At 72.4% G+C, this 18,698-nt stretch carries 17 protein-coding genes and 1 riboswitch; of the genes, 9 read left to right on the plus strand and 8 right to left on the minus strand.

All coding sequences use genetic code 11. The features are described from left to right. Positions 1-235 precede the first annotated feature (235 nt). The gene (locus ACFV9J_RS02130) at positions 236-523 is read right to left on the minus strand and encodes a chorismate mutase (RefSeq protein WP_162495231.1); all 288 of its coding nucleotides are present in this window, start codon (positions 521-523) and stop codon (positions 236-238) included. A gap of 354 nt (positions 524-877) precedes the next feature. Between ACFV9J_RS02130 and guaA the strand changes: the two genes are divergently transcribed. Further along, the gene (gene guaA / locus ACFV9J_RS02135) at positions 878-2,458 is read left to right on the plus strand and encodes a glutamine-hydrolyzing GMP synthase (RefSeq protein WP_385348428.1); all 1,581 of its coding nucleotides are present in this window, start codon (positions 878-880) and stop codon (positions 2,456-2,458) included. A 15-nt stretch (positions 2,459-2,473) separates the two neighbouring features. Here the strand turns inward: guaA and ACFV9J_RS02140 are convergent, their stop codons facing one another. Beyond that, positions 2,474-2,959: a pyridoxamine 5'-phosphate oxidase family protein gene (locus ACFV9J_RS02140; RefSeq protein WP_385348431.1), complete on the minus strand. Its 486-nt coding sequence runs from the start codon at positions 2,957-2,959 to the stop codon at positions 2,474-2,476. Positions 2,960-3,086: 127 nt separating this feature from the next. On the opposite strand from ACFV9J_RS02140, the gene ACFV9J_RS02145 reads away from it, so the two are divergent. From ACFV9J_RS02145 to ACFV9J_RS02155, 3 genes are all read left to right on the plus strand, one after another. After that, positions 3,087-3,890, plus strand: a complete 804-nt coding sequence (locus ACFV9J_RS02145) for a class II aldolase/adducin family protein (RefSeq protein ID WP_385348434.1) — start codon at positions 3,087-3,089, stop codon at positions 3,888-3,890. Between the two features lie 210 nt (positions 3,891-4,100). Next, the gene (locus ACFV9J_RS02150) at positions 4,101-5,396 is read left to right on the plus strand and encodes a hypothetical protein (RefSeq protein WP_385348437.1); all 1,296 of its coding nucleotides are present in this window, start codon (positions 4,101-4,103) and stop codon (positions 5,394-5,396) included. 154 nt (positions 5,397-5,550) lie between these two features. Beyond that, positions 5,551-6,078 carry a DoxX family membrane protein gene (locus ACFV9J_RS02155; protein ID WP_385348440.1) on the plus strand — a complete coding sequence of 176 codons (528 nt, stop codon included), beginning with the start codon at positions 5,551-5,553 and terminating at the stop codon, positions 6,076-6,078. On the opposite strand, the gene ACFV9J_RS02160 is transcribed toward ACFV9J_RS02155, so the two are convergent. Then, entirely contained in the window at positions 6,075-6,302 is a 228-nt protein-coding gene (locus tag ACFV9J_RS02160; RefSeq protein ID WP_385348442.1) for a hypothetical protein, read from the minus strand. The two genes, ACFV9J_RS02155 and ACFV9J_RS02160, sit on opposite strands and share 4 nt — an antisense overlap. Then, entirely contained in the window at positions 6,289-7,710 is a 1,422-nt protein-coding gene (locus tag ACFV9J_RS02165; protein ID WP_385348445.1) for a PspC domain-containing protein, read from the minus strand. The genes ACFV9J_RS02160 and ACFV9J_RS02165 overlap by 14 nt, the downstream gene beginning before the upstream one ends. 190 nt (positions 7,711-7,900) lie before the next feature. Between ACFV9J_RS02165 and ACFV9J_RS02170 the strand changes: the two genes are divergently transcribed. Continuing rightward, a complete protein-coding gene (locus ACFV9J_RS02170; RefSeq protein ID WP_385348448.1) occupies positions 7,901-9,193 on the plus strand; it encodes a PspC domain-containing protein in 1,293 nt (430 codons plus the stop codon). Then, entirely contained in the window at positions 9,190-9,945 is a 756-nt protein-coding gene (locus ACFV9J_RS02175; RefSeq protein WP_385348451.1) for a LuxR C-terminal-related transcriptional regulator, read from the plus strand. Before ACFV9J_RS02170 ends, ACFV9J_RS02175 begins: the two co-directional genes overlap by 4 nt. 42 nt (positions 9,946-9,987) lie before the next feature. Here ACFV9J_RS02175 and ACFV9J_RS02180 read toward each other — a convergent pair whose 3' ends face one another. Further along, complete coding sequence (locus ACFV9J_RS02180; RefSeq protein WP_385348453.1) at positions 9,988-10,725, minus strand: SDR family oxidoreductase; 738 nt, start codon at positions 10,723-10,725, stop codon at positions 9,988-9,990. Positions 10,726-10,818: 93 nt separating this feature from the next. Here ACFV9J_RS02180 and ACFV9J_RS02185 point away from each other — a divergent pair, with 93 nt between their 5' ends. Then, positions 10,819-11,658, plus strand: a complete 840-nt coding sequence (locus ACFV9J_RS02185; protein ID WP_385348456.1) for a LysR family transcriptional regulator — start codon at positions 10,819-10,821, stop codon at positions 11,656-11,658. Positions 11,659-11,825: 167 nt separating this feature from the next. On the opposite strand, the gene ACFV9J_RS02190 is transcribed toward ACFV9J_RS02185, so the two are convergent. Beyond that, positions 11,826-12,878, minus strand: a complete 1,053-nt coding sequence (locus tag ACFV9J_RS02190; protein ID WP_385348458.1) for an NlpC/P60 family protein — start codon at positions 12,876-12,878, stop codon at positions 11,826-11,828. A 308-nt stretch (positions 12,879-13,186) separates the two neighbouring features. Between ACFV9J_RS02190 and ACFV9J_RS02195 the strand changes: the two genes are divergently transcribed. Further along, entirely contained in the window at positions 13,187-13,540 is a 354-nt protein-coding gene (locus tag ACFV9J_RS02195; protein WP_385348461.1) for a hypothetical protein, read from the plus strand. Here ACFV9J_RS02195 and ACFV9J_RS02200 read toward each other — a convergent pair. Both ACFV9J_RS02200 and ACFV9J_RS02205 read right to left on the minus strand, forming a co-directional pair. Then, the gene (locus tag ACFV9J_RS02200; protein ID WP_385348464.1) at positions 13,518-14,534 is read right to left on the minus strand and encodes a tellurite resistance/C4-dicarboxylate transporter family protein; all 1,017 of its coding nucleotides are present in this window, start codon (positions 14,532-14,534) and stop codon (positions 13,518-13,520) included. The genes ACFV9J_RS02195 and ACFV9J_RS02200 overlap by 23 nt on opposite strands. 27 nt (positions 14,535-14,561) lie before the next feature. Then, complete coding sequence (locus tag ACFV9J_RS02205) at positions 14,562-15,755, minus strand: NlpC/P60 family protein (RefSeq protein WP_385348467.1); 1,194 nt, start codon at positions 15,753-15,755, stop codon at positions 14,562-14,564. Positions 15,756-15,761: 6 nt separating this feature from the next. After that, a riboswitch (cyclic di-AMP (ydaO/yuaA leader) is annotated at positions 15,762-15,944 on the minus strand. 254 nt (positions 15,945-16,198) lie between these two features. On the opposite strand from ACFV9J_RS02205, the gene pcrA reads away from it, so the two are divergent. Beyond that, the gene (gene pcrA, locus ACFV9J_RS02210; protein WP_385348469.1) at positions 16,199-18,694 is read left to right on the plus strand and encodes a DNA helicase PcrA; all 2,496 of its coding nucleotides are present in this window, start codon (positions 16,199-16,201) and stop codon (positions 18,692-18,694) included. Positions 18,695-18,698: the final 4 nt, after the last annotated feature.

The following is an 18,698-nucleotide window of genomic DNA, read 5'->3' on the forward strand; positions in this document are numbered from 1 at the left end:
ACGTCTCATCGCTCCAGCGAGCCACGCGTGGTTCTTTCGGGCCCGCCCCTGGCTGACACGGACACCGGGACCAACGAAGCCGCTCGCGTGCCGGTCACGCGCCGTACGGGTGAGAAGGGGCCCGAACTCAGATACGACCCCCACGGCCACGACCCCCACGGCCACGACCCCCACGGCCACGACCCCCACGGCCACGACCCCCACGGCCGCGCCCCCGACGGCCGCGCCGCGACCCTCAGACGCGCCCGCGGCACAGCTCCAGCATCGTCATCGCCAGCGCCGTGCCCGGCTTGCCCAGCGCCTCCCGGTAGTGGTCCAGCACCTCCATCTCGCGGGAGAGGTTCACGCGCCGGCCGCCGGAGGTGATCCGCGCCTCCTGGATGACCGCGGAGACGGCCATCCGTTCCTGGATCAGCCCGATGATCCGGTCGTCCAGGGCGTCGATGCGCTCCCGGGCGCCGGTGATCACGTCGGCGGCCTCGGGGGTGCGGGCGCCGGTCTTGTCTGCTGCGGTGACGGTCATGTCGGTGGCTCCTCGCCGAAGGGTGGCGGCACCCCGGACCGGCACGGTCCGCAAACGCCAGGCGCCCCGGACCTTGTCGGCCCGGGGCGCCTGGGAAGTCGCTTGTCAGTTGCTCAAGCAGCACGACCATGGCAGCCGGTGGGCCGGTTGCCATAGGTAAACAGGAACGCCTGGTGCTTGAGCATGGGCCCAGTATGCCCCGGCGGCGGCCGGTGTCCAAGCCGCTGTCCAAGCCGGTCCGCATGGTGGGACGCCCGGTGGACGGGAGCGGGGCGACGGCGGGGTCCGGGGTACCTGCCCAGCTCGGTAGAATCGGGGGCACAAGCCCCCCGCCCGACCGCCGGAAGGCACCCCGTGTCATCAGCGACTCCCGCTGCCGCCGCCCCCGACACCGTCCTGGTCGTCGACTTCGGCGCGCAGTACGCCCAGCTCATCGCCCGCCGTGTCCGCGAGGCGCGGGTCTACAGCGAGATCGTGCCGAGCTCCATGCCGGTCGAGGAGATCCTCGCCAAGAACCCGGCGGCCATCATCCTCTCCGGCGGCCCCTCGTCGGTGTACGAGGCGGGCGCCCCCACCCTCGACCGCGCCCTGTTCGAGGCCGGCGTCCCCGTCTTCGGCATGTGCTACGGCTTCCAGCTGATGGCGCAGACCCTCGGCGGCACCGTCGACAACTCCGGAGCCCGCGAGTACGGCCGCACCGAGCTGGCCGTCTCCAAGCCCTCCTCCACCCTCTTCGAGGGCACCCCGGCCGAGCAGTCGGTGTGGATGTCGCACGGCGACGCCTGCTCCGCCGCCCCCGAGGGCTTCACCGTCACCGGCTCCACGGACGTCGTCCCGGTCGCCGCCTTCGAGAACGACGAGAAGAAGCTCTACGGCGTCCAGTACCACCCCGAGGTCATGCACTCCACGCACGGGCAGCAGGTGCTGGAGCACTTCCTGTACCGGGGCGCGGGCCTGAGCCCCGACTGGACCACGGGCAACGTCATCGAGGAGCAGGTCGCGGCCATCCGCGCGCAGGTCGGCGACAAGCGCGCCATCTGCGGGCTGTCCGGCGGCGTGGACTCCGCGGTCGCCGCCGCCCTCGTCCAGAAGGCCATCGGCTCCCAGCTGACCTGCGTCTACGTCGACCACGGCCTGATGCGCAAGGGCGAGACCGAGCAGGTCGAGAAGGACTTCGTCGCCGCGACCGGCGTGCAGCTGAAGGTCGTGGACGCCAGTGAGCGGTTCCTGGGCGCGCTGGCCGGGGTCTCCGACCCCGAGCAGAAGCGGAAGATCATCGGCCGCGAGTTCATCCGGGTCTTCGAGCAGGCCCAGCTGGAGATCATGCGGGAGGACGGCCCGGAGGTCGCCTTCCTGGTGCAGGGCACGCTCTACCCGGACGTCGTCGAGTCCGGCGGCGGCACCGGCACCGCCAACATCAAGTCCCACCACAACGTGGGCGGGCTCCCGGACGACATCGAGTTCGAGCTGGTCGAGCCGCTGCGCCAGTTGTTCAAGGACGAGGTCCGGATGGTCGGCCAGGAGCTTGGCCTGCCGGACGAGATCGTCCAGCGCCAGCCCTTCCCCGGCCCCGGCCTCGGCATCCGCATCGTCGGCGACGTCACGCGCGAACGCCTCGACCTGCTGCGCGAGGCCGACGCCATCGCCCGCGAGGAGCTGACCGCGGCCGGTCTCGACCGCGACATCTGGCAGTGCCCGGTGGTGCTCCTCGCGGACGTCCGCTCCGTCGGCGTCCAGGGCGACGGCCGCACCTACGGCCACCCGATCGTCCTCAGGCCGGTCTCGTCCGAGGACGCCATGACGGCCGACTGGTCCCGGCTGCCGTACGACGTGCTCTCCAAGATCTCGACCCGGATCACCAACGAGGTCACGGACGTCAACCGCGTCGTTCTCGACGTGACCTCGAAGCCCCCGGGGACGATCGAGTGGGAGTGACCCCGGCGGCGCTCCCTAGGCGCGCCTGACGGTGCGCAGGGGCTTTCCGGGCTGCCAGATCTCGACGACGAGGTACTTGTCGTCCTCGACGCGGGTGCGCACGACCTCCGTCAGCTCGGTGCGGAAGAGGTGGAACGGCTCCGGCGGTTCCACCTCTTCCGCGTATCCGGCCCTGGTCTCCGCGTCCTCGACCTCGACTGCCCGGCCGGCGATCCGCACGTCCCCGCCGCCCATGCCGGTGCCGTCCCCCGGGTTCGCCTGCAGCGCGAAGCGCGGGTCGCGGCGCAGGTCGAGCGCCTTCAGCGAGTCCGGCATCATGCCCAGCCACAGCTCGCCGGTGAGGAACCGCACCTCCAGTCCGGTGGTGCGGGGCGAGCCGTCCTTGCGGAGGGTGGCGAGCACGTGGTGCCGGTACGCGCCGAAGCGCGCCTCGACGGTGTCGGCCAGGCCGGGTTCGGCGGCGGCGAAACCGGCCCAGTTCACAGGGGTGCCTGAAGTCATACGCCGAGTGTGAACGCCAAAACCGACATCCTCTGTCGCGTATTGGCCCCCGAACCTGTCCTCCCGGCCGCACCGCCGGTAACTTCCGGCACGTAGGGCACATCCGGCGCCGAAGGACAGAGAACACATGCACGGGACGCCCGGGGCCGCCGAGCCCCCGCCGCTGCCCACCGACCGGCTGCGGTTCGCGATGCCGCCCAGGCACGACTCGGTCGAGGACGAACGCCGGCACCGCAAGGAGCGGCTCGCGGGCGCGCTGCGCCTCTTCGGGCGCCACGGCTTCGAGGACGGGGTCTCCGGTCACATCACGGTCCGCGACCCCGAGTACACCGACTGCTTCTGGGTCAACCCCTTCGGCGTGCCCTTCGCACACATCACGGTGAGCGATCTGGTGCTGGTCAACTCCGAGGGGCAGGTGGTGGAGGGCGGCCACCACGTCAACCAGGCCGCCTTCACGGTGCACTCCCAGGTCCACGCCGCCCGTCCGGACGTGGTCGCGGTCGCCCACTGCCACTCGGTGCACGGGCGCGCGCTGTCGGCCCTCGGCGAGCCGCTCGAACCGATCACCCAGGAGAGCTGCGCCTTCTACGAGGACCACGCCCTGTACGACTCCTACTCGGGCGTCGCCGTCGACGCCGAGGAGGGGCGGCGCATCGCACGGGTGCTCGGCTCCGGCAAGGCGCTCGTGCTGCGCAACCACGGGCTGCTGACGGTCGGCGACTCCGTGGACGCGGCGGCCTGGTGGTTCCTGTCGCTGGAGCGGTCCTGCCAGGTGCAGCTGCTGGCGAAGGCGGCGGGGCGGCCGGTGCCGATTGGCCACCGGCAGGCCGTGGCGACCCGGGAACAGCTCGGCGGCGACCTGGTGGCGTGGATCAACTACCAGCCCTTGTGGCAGGAGGTCACCCGCCGCGAACCGGACCTGTTCGACTGACCCGGCCCGGGACGGCCCTGGGCGGCACGGGGCGGCACGGGGCGGCACGGGGCGGCCCGGGGCGGCTCGGGGCGGCGTCAACACGGCGATCCGCGCATCACCCGCGCTGAGCAGACGTTGGGCGGGGCAGCGCGCGGGCGCGGGGCGGGATACGGCACAATTCGCTGTCGTTCCAAGGGACTTAGCGGTGCGGGAAGGCGGGCGTCGGGCGTGGCGGTGCAGGAGGCGAGACGCGGGAGCGGCTCGGACAGGGACGCGTACGAGGCGGCGCACGGCGGTGGCTGCACCTGCGGGGACTGCCCGCACGGCGCCCGCGAGGGGCACCGCCGGGCGGTCGCCGCCTTCCTGCTGCGCAGGGACGAGTTCGCGGCCGGTCAGGGGCTGCCCGCCGCGGTGGCCCACTCGGCCTCCGCCTCCCGCCAGTGGGTCTCGGAGGAGCTGACCCAGTCCGCGGAGGCCGTCGCCGAACGCGGCCGTGCCGAGGGCGACGCGTGGCTCGCGGCGCTGGGCCGGCGTACGGCGGCCGTCGTGTGGGCGGCGGTCGTCCTGCTGCTGCTCGGGCAGTCGCTCACCGCGGTCGGCACCGGCTGGTCCGCCGCGCGCACCGCAGGACTCGCGGCGGCGCTGGTGGTGGCCGGCGCGCTGACGGCGGCGTCCTGGTTCCACCGGGCCCGGGGCGGGGCGCTGGCCCCGGTCATCGGCGAGGACAACCGCCTGTCCACCTCCCGTGCCGTGGCGGCCGCCTGGGTCCTCCTCGTCGCCTACGCCGTACTGGTGCTCGCCGGGCAACTGGCCGTCGCCTCGGGGCACGACCGGCGGGACGCGCTGATCTCCGGTCTCGAACTCGGCCGCGGCACCGGTGCGGTGACCGTGCTCGCGGTGGTCTGCGGGATCGCGGTCCTGGTACGGCGGGTGGTCGGCCTCAGGGTGCGGGGACAGCGGCTGCAGAAGGTACGGGCCGACCGGCCGCGCGCCTGCGACCTGCTCACCGACGACGCGGGCCGCGGGACCTTCGCCGACATCCAGTACGTCGTGATCAGCACCGTGGCCCTGGTGTTCGCGGCGGTACGGCTGGCCCGGCGCCCGGAGCAGCTGCCGGACCTGCCCTGGGGCCTCGCGGTGGTGGTGCTGGTGTCGGCGGCGACCTACGTGGCCGGGAAGTACGCCGAGGGCGGCCGGCCGGTGATCCTCTCCGTGGTCCGGGCGCGCGAGGCCGGTGACCTGGACGCGCCGATCCGCACGGGCGACGACATCGAGATCCGCGGGGCGGGCTTCGTGCCGCCGGGTGCCCAGCGGGCGGACCGGCTGTCCCGCATGGTCGTCCGCATCGGCGCGGTCAACGTCCACGTCCCCCTGGTGCCGGTGACGGGCGGCTTCAGCAACCCCGCGGACGACCTGCTGACGGTGCCCGTCCCCGCGGACGTGGAACCGGGCCGGGTGGACGTCCAGGTGGTCACGGGCGCGGGCGCGGAGACCAACCGGTACGCGATCGACGTGACGGACTGACACCCCCCTGACACCCCGCCCGCCCCCACCGGGTCGCCGACCGGTCGGGGCCGGTGTCGAGAATCCGGCCGCCGAGCGTTGAGCCGGGCCGCCGTGCCGTACGTATGGTCTGGTGGGGGGTCTGGGCACGCGCGGCGAGAGGCGGCTGGCAGTGATGACGCACGGTATGCGGACGGATGTGCACATCTCACCCGGGAGCGGGGGCGACTGGCGGGACCACGCCGCCCGGTACGCCCTCCTGCCCCTGCGGATCTTCCTCGGTGTCACCTTCGTCTACGCCGGTCTGGACAAGCTCACCGACAGCGCCTTCATGAAGGACTCCGGCGCCGGTTCCATCGGCGACATGATGCGGACCGTCCGCGACTCCTCGGCCGTCCCCGCCCTGGTCGACCTCGCCCTGAAGAACCCGCCCGGCTTCGGCTACGCCATCGCCCTGGGCGAGCTGGCCGTCGGCATCGGCACCCTGCTCGGGCTGCTCACCCGCCTGGCGGCGCTGGGCGGTGCGCTGATCTCGCTCAGCCTGTGGCTGACCGTCAGCTGGGCCTCCGACCCCTACTACTACGGCAACGACCTCGCCTACCTGATGGCCTGGCTCCCCCTCGTCCTCGCGGGCGCCCCGCTGCTGTCCCTGGACGCGCTGCTCCGTTCCCGACGCAGGCGACGGACGGGCGGGTACCGCTAGGGCCTGTCCGGCGGCGCCGTGTGGAGTTCCGCGCGGCGTCGGTGCGCGGAGCGGGCCACCATGCCGACCACGGCAGCCAGGCAGAGCCCGCCATTGACGACGGGGATCACCACGAACCACGGCGTCTGCCAGAGACCGCCCGCGTCGCCCGCGTAGAGGACGCCGGCCAGCATCAGGAAGACACCGGCCACCAGACGTCCGGGCTGGAACCTATGACGCAGCACGGGACACCTCCGCCTGGCCGACGCCGACCTGGAGGTCGAGGTCGAGCGTGCCGGAGTTCCTGCCGCCCCCGGTGGGGGGCAGGGTGATCTCCTTGCGCTTGCCCGGAGCCACGTCCACGTCCTTCTTGTCGTCGCCGGGCAGCTGGATGTCGCCCACTCCCACCTCGACGTACAGCCGCACGGTCACGTCCGGCGGCACGACGACCCGTATTCGGCCCATGCCCACGTCGGCCCGGGTGGTCACCGTCTGCCCCTCGGCCAGGTCGAGGCGGGACAGGTCGAGAGTGCCGCTGCCCGTGCCGAGGTCGTACTGGTCGCGGACGTCGGCCGCCGCCACGGGCTTCCAGGTGGTCCGGACCCATTCGGTGCCGACGTTCTCCGGGACGGCGGCCGACCCGGCCAGCAGGCCCGCCGTGATGACGGCCAGGAAGATCGAACCGGCTCCCGTGCGCCCGAGGAAGGCACTGACCGCGATACCGAGGCCGAAGACCGCCAGCGCGCACGCCAGGCCGGTCTGCAGACTCGTGCCGAGCGGGTGGTCGTCCCAGGTCAGCCGGGTCCCGAGGAAACCGGCGAGCAGGGCCAGGAGGAACACCCAGCCGCCGATGCCGCGGGGGCCGCGGGTCTGCGGGGACCAGGAGTGCCGGTCGCCCGCGGCGGCGCGGTCGCGGCGCCCCGGGATGCCGCGGCCGATGTTGACGGCCGCCGCGATGTCGCGCTCCGCGGAGTCCGGCGGGCCCCACATGTAGCCCGTCCCGCCGTCGTGGGTGCCGTCCTTGACGATGGGGTCGCGCCACCAGGAGGGCCAGGTGTACATGATCGGCGGTGCCTTGGCCTCCGGCGGGGCGTCCGCGACGGCCTGCGCCGACAGCGGGTCCGGTTCGGGGGCCCTGCGGTGCCGCGACCAGTACCCGGCGCCCGCGAGGAGCAGGGAGAGGACGACGGCGAAGGTCAGCACCCCGCCGTTGCGCAGCATGGTGAGGAAGACGCCGCAGCCGACCAGGGCGAAGAGCACCGCCGCCAGCGCGTGGCCGTCCACCCGGCCGGTCAGCAGCTTGCGCACCTCGTTCTCCTCCTCGTCCTCGTAGGGGACGAAGAGCCAGGCGAAGCCGTAGAAGATCAGGCCGATGCCGCCGGTCGCGGAGAGGACCGCGAGGGTGATCCGGAAGATCACCGGGTCCAGGTCGCACTGCCGCCCGAGGCCGGCGCACACACCGGCCAGCGACTTGTGCCGCCGGTCGCGCCGGAACCGGTGCGGCGGCCCGGGGGCATCCGTGCCGCCGACGGCGCCCGGGCCGGCCGCACCGGCATCCGCGGCGGGCGCGGCATCCTGCGGCCCGGCGCCCTGCGGGGCGCGCGGGCCGGAGCCGGGTCCCGGACCCGTCGCGGCGTGCTCGTGATCGGTCATGAGTCCATGGTGACGGGCGCGGCGCCGTGACGGCAGCCGGTTCGACCCTGGTCGGACCCTGATATCGGCCCTGACTCCGGGCCCGGGGAGTGTTCGAGCCCCGCGCCGCCTTCCGCGGCCCGAAGATCAGGGGCGAGTGGGGGAACGACCCTGATGCCCCGGCTCCCGCACCCGTGTGAATATCGGTGTCATGCCGGAAGCCGCAGCAGCACCCGTCGTCGAACCGCGGCCGCCGCGCAAGCTCTACCGCAGCAGCGACGGACGCTGGCTCGGCGGGGTGGCGCGGGGGCTCGCCGGGCATCTCGGGCTGCCCGTCGTCTGGGTCCGGTTCGCCTTCGTCGGCCTGTTCATGGCCGACGGCCTCGGCGCGCTGCTGTACGCCGCCTTCTGGTTCTTCGTGCCGCTGGGCGTCGGGGGAGTGGAGGCACAGAAGCCGCCGTCCCTCGTGACCTCCGAGGCCGGGCCGGACGGCCGCCGCAGACTCGTCGCCCGCAAGCCGGACAAGGGGCAGATGGTCGCCCTGCTCCTCATGGTCGTCGTCGCCCTGGTCTTCGTGGGCAACGTCGACCTGGGCGGCGGCGCCAAGGCCTACCTCTGGCCGACCGTGCTCGTCGGCGCCGGCGTCGCCCTCGTCTGGCGCCAGGCGGACAACGCGCGCCGGGCCCGCTGGGCCGAGGTGGGACGCCATCGCCGCACGGTCACCCTGCTGCGCTCGGTGGGGGGCGTCCTGCTGGTGACGGCCGGTGTCACCGGCATCTTCGTCCTCCAGGGATCCGCCGCCCACCTCGGCTCCGTCCTCCAGGCGGCCCTGGCCGTCCTCGTCGGCATAACCCTCCTCGCCGGGCCCTACCTGGTGCGGATGACGCAGGACCTCTCCGAGGAGCGGCTGATGCGCATCCGCGCGCAGGAGCGCGCCGAGGTCGCCGCGCACGTCCACGACTCGGTGCTGCACACCCTGACCCTGATCCAGCGCAACGCGGAGAACGCGGGCGAGGTGCGCCGCCTGGCCCGGGCCCAGGAGCGGGACCTGCGCTCCTGGCTCTACAAGCCCGAGGGCAACGGCAAGGACGAGGACGACGAGCCCACCACCCTCGCCGAGGCCGTGAAGCGCAACGCCGCGGAGATCGAGGACAAGCACGGCGTTCCCCTGGAGGTGGTCGTCGTCGGCGACTGCCCGCTCGACGAGCGCATCAGCGCACAGATGCAGGCCGCGCGCGAAGCGATGGTGAACGCGGCCAAGTACGGTGGCGAGGGCGGCGCCGTACAGGTCTACGCCGAAGTCGAGGGCAGGACGGTCTTCGTGTCCGTCCGGGACCGGGGCCCCGGCTTCGACCTCGACTCGATACCCGCCGACCGCATGGGCGTCAGAGAATCGATCATCGGCCGCATGGAGCGCAACGGCGGCACGGCGCGGCTGCGCGCGGTGCCGGACGGCGGCACGGAGGTCGAACTGGAAATGGAGAGGGCGGAGAAGACGTCATGAGCGACCCGACCGAGGGGAACGGAACGGCGGGCACGGCGGGGGCGGACGAGGCGGCCCAGCCCGCGCAGCCGGCCGGTGACGGCGCGGGGGAGCGCCGCGTACGGGTGGTGCTCGTCGACGACCACCGCATGTTCCGCACCGGCGTCCAGGCCGAGATCGGCCAGACCGCCGTGACCGGGGTCGAGGTCGTCGGCGAGGCCGCCGACGTCGACCAGGCCGTCACCGTCATCACCGCGACCCGCCCCGAGGTCGTGCTCCTCGACGTCCACCTCCCCGGCGGCGGCGGAGTCGAGGTACTGCGCCGCTGTGCGCCCCTGATGAGCGACGCCGAGCGGCCCGTCCGCTTCCTCGCCCTGTCCGTCTCGGACGCGGCGGAGGACGTGATCGGTGTCATCCGCGGCGGCGCCCGGGGCTACGTCACCAAGACCATCACCGGCACCGACCTGGTCAACTCCGTCTTCCGGGTCCAGGAGGGCGACGCCGTCTTCTCCCCGCGCCTGGCCGGCTTCGTCCTCGACGCCTTCGCCTCCACCGACGCCCCGCCGGTCGACGAGGACCTCGACCGGCTCACCCAGCGCGAGCGCGAGGTGCTGCGCCTGATCGCCCGCGGCTACGCGTACAAGGAGATCGCCAAGCAGCTCTACATCTCGGTCAAGACCGTCGAGTCCCACGTCTCCGCGGTCCTGCGCAAACTCCAGCTGTCCAACCGGCACGAGCTGACCCGCTGGGCGACGGCGCGGCGACTGGTCTGACCCGGCCGGCGGGGCTCCGGCCCACCGCACCCCCGACGAGCTTCACCAGGGCACGACTCCGTTGTCGTCGAACATCTGACCGGTGGGGCCGTCGTCGGGGAGAGTCGCTAACCTGACGGCGATCGCCGCGCCCTGCTCAGGGGTCTGAGTACCGCTGAACCCGTTGAGGTCGGTGGCCACGTAGCCGGGACAGGCGTTGTTGATCAGAATGCGGGTGCCGCTCAGCTCCTTGGCGTACTGGATGGTGACGGCGTTGAGGAAGGTCTTCGTCGGCGCGTACGCCCCGCTGATCCCTCCGAGGTCGACGCCGGGCGTCGTCTGCAGGGCCAGCGAGCCGACATGACTGGACTGGTTGACGATCCGCGGGTGCGCCGAGTGGCGCAGCAACGGCAGCATCGCGTTCGTGACCCGGATGACGCCGATGACGTTGGTCTCCACCAGCCGTCGCACGGTCTCCGGGCCGAGGGCGGTCGGCTCCTCCGGCCGGCCGCCCGCCACGCCGGCGTTGTTGACCAGCACGTCGAGGCCCCCCGCTCGCTCCTCGATCAGCCGCGCAGCGGCGGTCACGCTTGCGTCGTCGGTCACGTCCAGGGGCACGCCGAACGCGTCGGCACCCGCGGCGCGCAGTTTCGCCACGGCGTCCAGCCTGCGCCGCTCGTCCCGAGCGCCGACACCGACACTCCAGCCCAACGCGCCCAGCGCGGCCGCGATCTCGTACCCGATTCCCTTGTTCGCGCCGGTGACCAGCGCGATCGTCTTCTCACTCATGACAGCGAGCATGGCCGCGCTTCGACCCTGCACCAACACCACCTCGGTCATGCACCCATACCCGCGCGACATGGGCCGTCCGTCCGCCGCGGCTACTGTGCGGGCATGGAGATACGCGAGTTGCGGTACTTCGTCGCCCTCGCCGAGGAACTGCACTTCGGCAGGGCCGCCCAGCGTCTGGAGATGGCCCAGCCGCCTCTGTCCCGGGCGATCGCCCGGCTCGAGCGACAATTGGGCGTCTGCCTGTTGGAGCGCACCAGCCGTAAGGTCACGCTCACCGAGGCCGGGGCCGTACTGCTGTCAGAAGGCCGCGCGATCCTCAGCGCGGTAGCCGCAGCCGAGCGGCGTACCCGGCAGACCGCGTCAAGGCGCCCCCGCCTCGTTCTCGCCGTCAAATCCGGCACCGCTGACACGTTGTTGGCGAAACTGCTCGACCTTTACCGCGTGGAGCCCGGCGCGGTCCCCGTCGACCTCTTGCTCTGCGAGGCGCATCAGCAGCAGAAACTGCTGCAGAACGGGCAAGCAGACGTGGCTCTGCTGCATCTGCCCTTCGACTCGGCGGTCGGACTCGACACGGAGATTCTGCGCACCGAGGGACAGGCGGCGATCCTGCCCGCCTCCCACCCACTGGCCGGGCGCTCACAGATTCGGATGGCCGAGGTCACCACCCTGCCGGAACTCCCGATGGCGCGCTGGCCCGGCCCCGGCGGCAGCTATCCGGAAGGACCGGGCGCAGAGGTGCGGAACCTGACGCAGCTCTTCCAACTGATCGCGCTCGGCCGTACCACCGCGATCCTGCCCGAGTCCGTCGGCACCGACCTGCGCCGGGATCTCACCGCCGTGCCGGTCCTCGACGCACCACCCGTGACGACCGTGATCGCGTGGCCTCCCCAGAGCCGGCTTCGCGCAGCCGCCGACCTCGTCCGCACGGCAACACGTCTTTGAAGCGCGAGCCAAGCGCTGACCGGCATCCGGGTCACTTCGAACCAGCAGCGCGAGGCCTCGGCCCGACTCGTCGTCCGGACAAGCCGCGGCCGGCCGGTGCCGGAAGGGTGGAGCCCGCGTCCGTGACGCTCGGCAAGTCGCCGCGACGGCGGTGGGGGCCCGGAGCGTCACACCACCCGCGTGGCTCCGGCGAACGGCATCTCGTCGACCGGGGCGACGCGCACCGGCGCCGATGGGTTCGGGGCGTGGATCATCTGGCCCTTGCCGACGTAGATGCCGACGTGGCTGATGCCCGAGTAGAAGAAGACCAGGTCGCCGGGGAGGAGTTCGGACCGTGGGACGCGGCGGCCCGCGTCGATCTGGGCGTAGGTGGTGCGGGGGAGGGAGACGCCGGCGGCGCGGTAGGCGGCCTGGGTGAGGCCCGAGCAGTCGAAGGCGTTCGGGCCCGTCGCGCCCCACACGTAGGGGCTGCCTAGCTTCTGGTAGGCGTAGGCGACGGCCGCGACGGCCGCGGCGGCCCGGGAGTTGGGGGCCTGGGACGAGGGGGACAGGCCCGCCCGGGTGCCCGGCGCCGAGCGGGAGGCCCGGTCGCCGACGTCGGCGCGTTCCTCGGCGGTCAGCCGGGACAGCAGGCGGCGGGCCGCCTCCAGCTTGCCGGTGACGGTCTCGCGGTGACGTTTCAGCTCGGCCCGGCGCGACTTCAGCGAGGCCGCCTCGACGCGGGCGGCGCCGCGCAGTTGCTCGATGTCGCGGAGTTCCTTGCGTACGCGGCCCACGGTGGCCTGCTGCCGGCTGCCCGCGCGCTCGGCGAACGCGGCGCCGTCCAGGTACCGGTCCGGGTCGGCGGAGAGCGCGAGTTGCAGGGCCGGGTCGAGGCCGCCGCTGCGGTACTGCGCCGCCGCGACCGAACCCAGCGCCTCCCTTGCCGAGTTCAGCCGGTCCTCCTTGCGGGCGGCCTCGTCGCGCAGGTCCTCCAGGCGCTGTTCGGCGGCGTCCGCCTTCTCCTTCGCGCCGTTGTACTTCTCCGTGGCCACCTCGGCCTCCTGGTAGAGCTTGTCCACCTTGGCCCTGACCTGGGCCGCCGTCGGCTGCGGGTCGGCGTGTCCGGTCCCGCCGCCCAGGCCCGTCGCGGTGGCCGCCCCCGCGAGGGTGATCGTGGCCGCCGTACGGGCCCTGCTCCCGCCCTTCGCGCGCTGTCGCGGCCTGCGGTGCGCTCCCACCTGCGATCCACGTCCTTCCGTACGACTCGACTCCGGCCGGCGCCGGGTCGGCTCCGGTCCGTTCCGGCTGCCTGGGCCAGGACGCTAGGCGCGTCGGTAACGGGCCGGTGACGGGATGCACGGAAGTGGCGGCAGCGGATCAGGCGGCGACCGCATGTGATCGCCACGCCCTCCGAGGCCCGGCGTCTTCACGCAGGGTGATGACCGATATGCCGGACCGGGGGCGGGTGGGGGACGTGAGCTGTTATGGGAGCGCCGGGGCGGGCCGGTGTCCGGGCGCGTCGGGTCCCTCATTAGGCTCCGGCCTCATGGACGTACTCATCCACCTCTTCGTCGGCCTGCACATCATCGGCATCGCCGCGCTCCTCGGCGGCTTCCTCACCCAGATGAAGGCGATGGGCCAGGACGCGGCCCGGTTCACCCCCGCGATGCTGCACGGCGCGCTGACGATGCTGGTCACCGGTGCCGTCCTGATCGGCCTCAACCAGGCCCAGGACACTGCCGTGGACAACGTCAAGATGGGCGTGAAGCTCGCCGTGCTCATCGTGATCCTCGGCCTGGTCTACGTGAAGCGCGACGAGGAGAAGGTGGAGAAGCCGCTGTTCGGCCTGGTGGGCGGGCTGACCCTGGTGAACGTCTTCATCGCGGTGCTGTGGACCTGACCGCCGCCCCGGAGTCCGCCGCCGCGGACCGCAGCCCGGCCCGGGCCCGGCCGACCGCCCCCGCCGCGACCGCCAGCCACCCGGCCACCGCGATCCACAGCAGCGCCCGGCCCGGCGCGTCCAGCCACGGGACGTCGACGACGGCGGACACCGACAGCGTCGCCGCCGCCGTCATGCCGAGCGGGAAGACGGTCGACCAGCGGCGCACGTCGTAGCGCAGGCGGGGCCAGGCGATCTCGGCGGCCAGGAGCACGGCGTACCAGGCGAGGTCGAGCGTGAGCAGGAAGACGGTCACGTCGTGCAGGACGGCCTGGTCGTCGGCGTTCCACAGGTACATGCCGGTCCCGGCCGCCGCGAGCAGCTTGGCACCGGCGAGCGCCGAGATGGCGAGCGCGCCGCCCGCCACCCAGTGGTCCCCGGAGCCCCGGGCCACCTGCCGCAGGTCGAAGCGGAACAGCGCGATCAGGTAGAGCACGATCCCCAGCCAGAACGGCACCAGCGCCGCGTGCGCCAGCCACGGCGTCGAGGTGGCCGCGGCCAGCGTGGCGGCGAGCACGGCGAGCCCCTCCGTGGCCACGCAGCTCAGGAACACCGCCCCGGGCATCCGCCGCCCCCAGTGCTGCACCACCAGGAACAGCAGCCACGGCCACAGCAGGGCCGCCAGCGCCAGCAGCACCGCCGCCAGGAGCGTCCAGCCGAGCAGGGAGAAACGCGTGCCGAGCACGGTCGTCGCGGCGACGGCGGTGAGCGCCCCCGGTGTCCCGGCCCGCCGCACCCACTGGGCGTGGTCGGCCAGCAGCAGGTAGACGAAGTTCGCCGCCAGTATCAGCCAGGCGGCGCAGGCCAGGGCGAGGGCGATCCGGGACAGGACCTCGCGGCCCGTCAGATGCAGGGCGACCGACACGATGCCGGTCGCCATCACCGCGGCCCCGGCCGCCGGTGGACGCTGCGCCCACCAGGTGCGCAGCGCTGAGGGATGGGTGGCCGGTGGCATGGGCACGATGGTAAGGAACCGTGCTGGTCAGGCGGGGCGCACCACGCTGTAGATCGACGACTCGCCGTCGTAGAAGATCGACTCCTCGCGGACGTACGCGCCCGGCTTCGGGGCGTGGATCATCATGCCGTCGCCGATGTACAGGCCGACGTGGCTGATGTCGTCGTAGAAGAAGACCAGGTCACCGGGTTGCGCCTGGGAGACGGAGACGGTGGTGCCGGCGTTGACCTGGTCGTAGGTGACGCGCGGCAGCGTCACGCCGGCGGCCTTCCAGGCGGCCTGGGTCAGACCCGAGCAGTCGTAGGAGCCGGGGCCCGTCGCGCCCCAGACGTACGGCTTGCCGATCTGGGCGCGGGCGAAGGCGATCGCCTTGTCGGCCTTGGTGCCGGTCGAGGTGCCCGGCGTCGACGAGCCCGAGGAGTCCGACGAACCGGTGCCGCCGGAGCCTCCCGAGGATCCGGAGCCGCTCTCCTGCTGGGCGGCCTCCTCCCGGCGCTTGCGCTCGGCCTCCTCCTGCGCGGCCTGCTGCTTCGCCAGCTCGGCGGCCTTGCGGGCGGCCTCCTGCTGCTTCTTCTTCTCGATCGCCGCCAGCCGGGCCTTCTCCTCGGCGGTCAGCTCCGAAAGCAGCTCCCGCGCGGTGGCGAGTTTCTTCTGGACGGTCGACTTGGCCGTCTTGAGGTCCTTCTGCGAGTCGGTGAGCGTTTCGAGGCTCTCGGTGGCCTCCCGGCGCTTCTTCATCGTCTCGGACTGCTGGGTGACGTAGTCGTCGACGGCGGTCTTCTGCCGGCCGGTGAGCCGGTTCATCAGCTGGTTCTGGTCGAAGTAGTCCTGCGGCGAGTCCGCGAGCAGCAGCGTCGCGGTCTCCGGGACCGAGGCACCCGTGCGGTACTGGGCGGAGGCGAAGGAACCCAGCTCCTCGCGCGCGTCGTTGAGCTTCTGGGTGCGCTGGGCGACGTCGTCGAGGAGGGTGTCGACCTTCTTGCGCTGCTTGGTGGTCTTCTCCTTGGCCGCGTTGTACTTCTCGGTCGCCGACCCGGCCTGGCGGTACAGGTCGTCGACCTTCTTCTCGACCTCCTCCAGGGTCGGCCGGTCGTCCGACGGCGTGGCGCTGGCCGTCTGGGACAGCAGGGCGACGGAGGTGAGGGCCGCGGTGGCGAGGGCCGGGGTCCGTATGCCCGCGACGCGGGTACCGGTGGGACGCGACTTGCGGTGCGACGCCAAGGAGGCGACTCCTTCCAGTGCTCCGCCTACCGGGTTAGCTGTCGGGTTCGGGCGGTGTGGCATGGAAGGGTTGCCCTACGGCGCCTCCGTCCCTCATGGAGGGCGGTGTCGCCGATTCACCCCGAAGTTCTCGGTTGGGTCCCCGGCTCCGGCTGCCGTGCGGCGCACCGGACTCGGCGGAGGCCGCGCGGACCGGCGAGGTTCGCCGGAGGGGGTCGAGCGGCCTGCCCCGCACCGTAGCCAACTCGTGTGGCCGCTGTGAAGGTTGGTGGGTGATATGCCCGATACATTTTCGTGACCTTTTGTTCGGGCGCCCCCGGGGCGGTAATGGCCGTCACTCTTCGTGGTCCCGCTGGTCGCAGGGCGTGCCCGCGCCCGGGAGCGGTGGGCATTTTCCGGGGTGGCACCGGGTTGTCGGTGGGGCGCCCTAGACTCGGAGAGCGATGAGCAGCCTCTTTGACGACAGCTTCCTGGCGAGCCTCCAGACCCCCCGGGGTCACGAGGAGGAACCTCCGCCGCCGCCCGAGGACGATCACGGACCGGAGCCGGTTCCGCACGATCTGTTCGGCGGGAAGTTCGACGCGCCCCCGGAGCGGGACACCCACTACCGGGACGGCGCCCCGCGCCCCGCCCTGGACGCCGCGGCGCTCCTGGAGGGGCTGAACGAGAACCAGCGCGCCGCCGTCGTCCACTCCGGCTCCCCGCTGCTCATCGTGGCCGGTGCTGGCTCCGGCAAGACCCGTGTGCTCACCCACCGCATCGCCCACCTGCTGGCCGAGCGGAACGTCCACCCGGGCCAGATCCTCGCGATCACCTTCACCAACAAGGCCGCGGGCGAGATGAAGGAGCGCGTCGAGCAGCTCGTCGGCCCGCGCGCCAACGCGATGTGGGTGATGACCTTCCACAGCGCGTGCGTGCGCATCCTGCGCCGCGAGTCGAAGAAGCTCGGCTTCACCTCGTCGTTCTCGATCTACGACGCCGCCGACTCCAAGCGGCTCATGGCGCTGGTCTGCCGCGACCTGGACCTCGACCCCAAGCGCTTCCCGCCGAAGTCGTTCAGCGCGAAGATCAGCAACCTGAAGAACGAGCTGATCGACGAGGAGGATTTCGCCGCCCAGGCCGCCGACGGTTTCGAGAAGACCCTCTCCCAGGCCTACGCGATGTACCAGTCGCGGCTGCGCGAGGCGAACGCCCTCGACTTCGACGACCTGATCATGACCACGGTCAATCTGCTGCGCGCCTTCCCGGACGTCGCCGAGCACTACCGCCGCCGTTTCCGGCACGTCCTGGTCGACGAGTACCAGGACACCAACCACGCCCAGTACGCGCTGGTGCGCGAGCTGGTCGGCGTGCCCTCGGAGCACCCCGTGGACGTGCCGCCCGAGGCCGAGGTGCCGCCCGCCGAGCTGTGCGTGGTGGGCGACGCCGACCAGTCGATCTACGCCTTCCGTGGCGCCACCATCCGCAACATCCTCCAGTTCGAGGAGGACTACCCGGACGCGACGACGATCCTGCTGGAGCAGAACTACCGCTCCACGCAGACCATCCTCAGCGCCGCCAACGCGGTCATCGAGCGCAACGAGTCCCGCCGTCCCAAGAACCTGTGGACCAACCAGGGCAGCGGCGCGCAGATCACCGGGTACGTCGCCGACACCGAGCACGACGAGGCGCAGTTCGTCGCCGACGAGATAGACCACCTCACCGACGCGGGCGAGGCCAAGGCCGGCGACGTCGCCGTCTTCTACCGGACCAACGCCCAGTCCCGTGTCTTCGAAGAGGTCTTCATCCGCACCGGCCTGCCCTACAAGGTCGTCGGCGGCGTCCGCTTCTACGAGCGCAAGGAGGTCCGGGACGTCCTGGCCTACCTGCGGGTGCTGGCCAACCCGGAGGACTCGGTGCCGCTGCGCCGCATCCTCAACGTCCCCAAGCGCGGCATCGGCGACCGCGCGGAGGCGATGATCGACGCCCTCTCCCAGCGCGAGAAGATCAGCTTCCCGCAGGCGCTGCGGCGCGTCGACGAGGCGTACGGCATGGCCGCGCGCTCCGCGAACGCCGTCAAGCGGTTCAACACGCTCATGGAGGACCTCCGTACGGTCGTCGAGTCCGGCGCCGGACCGGCGACCGTCCTGGAGGCCATCCTCGAACGCACCGGGTACCTCGCCGAGTTGCAGGCCTCCACCGACCCCCAGGACGAGACCCGCATCGAGAACCTCCAGGAACTCGCGGCCGTCGCCCTGGAGTTCGAGCAGGAGCAGGCCGAGGGCGAGGAGTCCGGGACCCTGGCCGACTTCCTGGAGAAGGTCGCGCTCGTCGCGGACTCCGACCAGATCCCCGACGAAGAGGACGGCGACGGCGTCGTCACCCTGATGACCCTGCACACCGCCAAGGGCCTGGAGTTCCCGGTCGTCTTCCTCACCGGCATGGAGGACGGCGTCTTCCCGCACATGCGCGCCCTCGGCCAGGCCAAGGAGCTGGAGGAGGAGCGGCGCCTCGCCTACGTCGGCATCACGCGCGCCCGCGAGCGGCTCTACCTGACCCGGTCGACGCTGCGCAGCGCCTGGGGCCAGCCGTCGTACAACCCGCCCTCGCGGTTCCTGGAGGAGATCCCGGCCCCGCACCTGGAATGGAAGCGGACCGGGGTGAACGGTCCCGCGCCCTCCGCTCCGGTCTCGGGCGTGGCGGCGTCGCTGTCGTCGTCCCGGTCGCGGTCCCGGTCCTCGGCGTCGGGGGCCTCCGGCTTCGCCACGGGCAGGTCGGCCGGTGCCGAGCAGCCCACGGTCTCGCTGGCGGTCGGCGACCGCGTCACGCACGACCAGTTCGGGCTCGGCACGGTGGTCGGCGTCAAGGGCACCGGGTCCAACGCCGAGGCGACGATCGACTTCGGGGACACCAAGCCGAAGCGGCTGCTGCTGCGGTATGCGCCGGTGGAGAAGCTCTGACGGC

Origin of the sequence: Streptomyces sp. NPDC059906, assembly GCF_042730645.1 — a bacterium.
GTDB classification, from domain to species: domain Bacteria; phylum Actinomycetota; class Actinomycetes; order Streptomycetales; family Streptomycetaceae; genus Streptomyces; species Streptomyces rubrogriseus.